The sequence below is a fragment of the Frankia sp. CeRuru1 genome, from assembly GCF_977966315.1.
On sequence record NZ_CDWWEW010000401.1, the window covers coordinates 2109 to 4886 of the forward strand.

Consider the following 2778-nt stretch of genomic DNA (forward strand, 5'->3'; position numbering starts at 1 on the left):
GGGCGGGCACCAAGCGCGCCTCCAGACCGGTCGTGGTGCCGAGCAGGGTCAGCCGCACCCGGGAGTCGGTCGCCCGCAGCGCGTCCGCGACGGCGAGTGCGGGTTCCACGTGGCCGGCTGTCCCGCCGCCGGCGAGCACTACGCTTCGCAACATCGGTCAAGACGATGACACATCACGCCGTCTCCCGGGCAGCCCGGTCCCGGTCACCCGGGCCCGCACGCGGGATGATATGCGCCCCGACGAACGCCCCGATCCGGGCTCCGGCACCGGATCCACCGGACCCGACCGCGCGCCGTCGACCGGTACGAGGCCGAGGTCCGGTCGGCGGCCCCGGCGGCGGCGCCGCCAGCGCTGGCGGCGCCGGCCGGCCGCGGCGAGACGCGCGGCGTGGCGTTCCTCGGCCCGTCGGGACAAGAACTCGGCCGCGGCCGGCTCGGACCGGGCGAAGGAGAGCAGCATGCCGAGGGCCGCGAGGGTCGGCAGCAACGCGGAGCCACCGAACGACACCAGCGGAAGGGTGACGCCGGTGATCGGCAGCAGACCCACGACGGCACCCATGTTGACCATCGCCTGGACGAGGATCCAGGCGGTGACCCCTGCGGCGGCGAGCCGGACGAACAGCTCGTCACAACGGTGCGCGATCCGCAGTCCCGCGTATCCCAGCACACCGAACAGACCCACCACCACCAAGCTGCCGACCAGCCCGAGTTCCTCGCCGATGATCGCGAGGATGAAGTCGGTGTGCACCGCGGGCAGTAACTGCGGCCACTTCTCCCGGGAGGCTCCGAGGCCCTCCCCCCACCAGCCGCCGGTCGACAGGGCATAGATGCCCTGCACAGCCTGGAAACCGTCGCCGTGCGCGTCGGCGAACGGATCGGTGAACGACAGCAGGCGCCGGATGCGGTAGGGCTCGACCACGGCGAGGACCGCCGCCGCGGCGGCCATCAATCCCAGGATCCCGGTGTAGAGGCGCATCGGGGTACCGATCACCCACAGCACGGTCAACGGCACGACGGTCACGCAGATCGCCCCGCCGAGATCCGGTTCGAGCAGCAGCAGCAGGTCGATGAACAGGAACACCGGGACCAGCGGAACGAGCAGGTGTTTGGGGTCGGACAGCAGCCGCCGTTTGCGGACCAGCAGATCCGAGCACCACAGCACAAGGGCGATCTTCGCCAACTCGCTGGGCTGGATCGTAATCGGCCCGACGACGATCCACTGACGGGCGCCACCGCGCACGCTGCCGATACCCGGGATGAGCACCACCATCAGCATCAGCACGGTCCCGAGCAACAACGGGTAGGCAAAGGCGCGGAAGACCCGCACGGGCAGCCGGGAGGCAACGGCGACCACCGGCAGACCGATCGCGACCCAGATCGCCTGCCGGATGAACAGCGTGTAGGAGGAGCCGGAGTCGGCGTAGGAGCGCACGCTCGACGCCGACAGGACCATGACCAGGCCGAGCACCAGTAGCAGACCGGCCGAGGACAGCAGCAGGTAGTAGGACGCCAACGGCCGGTCGAGCAGCGGCAGCCGTGCTTCGGCCCCGTCCGCCGCGCCGGTTCCCCCGCCGGCGGAGTCGGGCTCGGCCGCGGAGCCGGTTCGCACGGCTTTGGGCCCTCGCGCCGCCCGCGCCGCCCGCGCGGGCCGCGCGGGCCGCGCCGACGTTCCGGTGGACGGCGGCGACGACGCTCCCGACCCCGCCACGGTTACCCCTCTCGTGCGCGGACCGCCGCCGCGAACAGATCTCCGCGCGCCGCGTAGTCCCGGAACATGTCCATTGAGGCCGCGGCCGGTGCCAGGAGCACCGTGTCACCGGTGGTCGCGAACGCCGCCGCAGCCTTCACCGCATCGTCCATGCCGTCAGCCCGTTCCACGGGGACATCGGGGGCGTGTCGGGCGAGAGCGGCGGCGATCTCATCAGCGCAGCGCCCGATGAGGACCGCGGCGCGCAGCACCCGGCGCGCGTCGCGGACGAGATCGTCGAAGGCGAGGCCCTTGTTGAGGCCGCCCGCGATCCACACCACCGAGGGGTAGCCGGCCAGCGACGCGGCAGCGGCGTGTGGGTTCGTCGCCTTGCTGTCATCCACCCAGCGGACCCCGTCGATGACGGCCACCTCGGCGTTGCGGTGGGCGCCGGGCCGGAAGGCGACAAGCGCCGTGCCGATCGCGGCCGGGCCAACGCCCTCGGCGCGGGCGAGCGCGGCGGCGGCCAGCGCATTGGAGATCATGTGCGGGCTGGTCAGCGCGAGGTCGCGGACGGCGACCAGCCGCCCGCCGCCGAAGGCGTCGTCGACGAGATGGCCGTCGACGACGGTCAGGCCGGGCCGCGGCCGGGCCGCCGGGTCGAGACCGAACAGGACCCGCCGCCCCGGAGCGGCGGCGAGCAGGTCCGCGCTGGTGGCGTCGTCGGCATTGCCGATCGCGGTCGTCCCGGGACGACGCCAGATCCTCGCCTTCGCCGCCGCATAGGCCGCCGCGCCCCCGTGCCAGTCGAGATGGTCGGGGGCGACGTTGAGCACGGCCGCGGCGAGGGGGGCCATGGTGTGGGTGTAATGGAGCTGGAAGCTGGACAGTTCCACCGCGAGGGTCTCGTAGGGCGGCTCGGCGGCGACCGCGTCCACGATCGGGGTCCCGATGTTCCCGGCGGTGGTGGATCGCCGGCCACCGGCGGCGAGCATCGCGCCGAGCATCTCGGTGGTTGTCGTCTTGCCGTTCGTTCCCGTGACGGCGAGCCACCGGCTCCCACCCCGCCACCGCCAGGCGAGCTCCACCTC

General features: G+C 72.9%; 3 protein-coding genes. All 3 read right to left on the reverse strand.

Going from position 1 to position 2778, the window contains the following annotated elements:
• The coding region (locus AC08OP_RS21300; protein WP_476615805.1) for a glycosyltransferase at nt 1–154 on the reverse strand (154 nt) is incomplete at its 3' end.
• Nucleotides 155–157: 3 nt separating this feature from the next.
• Complete coding sequence (gene ftsW / locus AC08OP_RS21305) at nt 158–1609, reverse strand: putative lipid II flippase FtsW (protein WP_476615803.1); 1452 nt, start codon at nt 1607–1609, stop codon at nt 158–160.
• Nucleotides 1610–1710: 101 nt separating this feature from the next.
• Nucleotides 1711–2778 (reverse strand): UDP-N-acetylmuramoyl-L-alanine--D-glutamate ligase (gene murD / locus AC08OP_RS21310; protein WP_476615804.1); only part of this gene is annotated, 1068 nt, incomplete at its 5' end.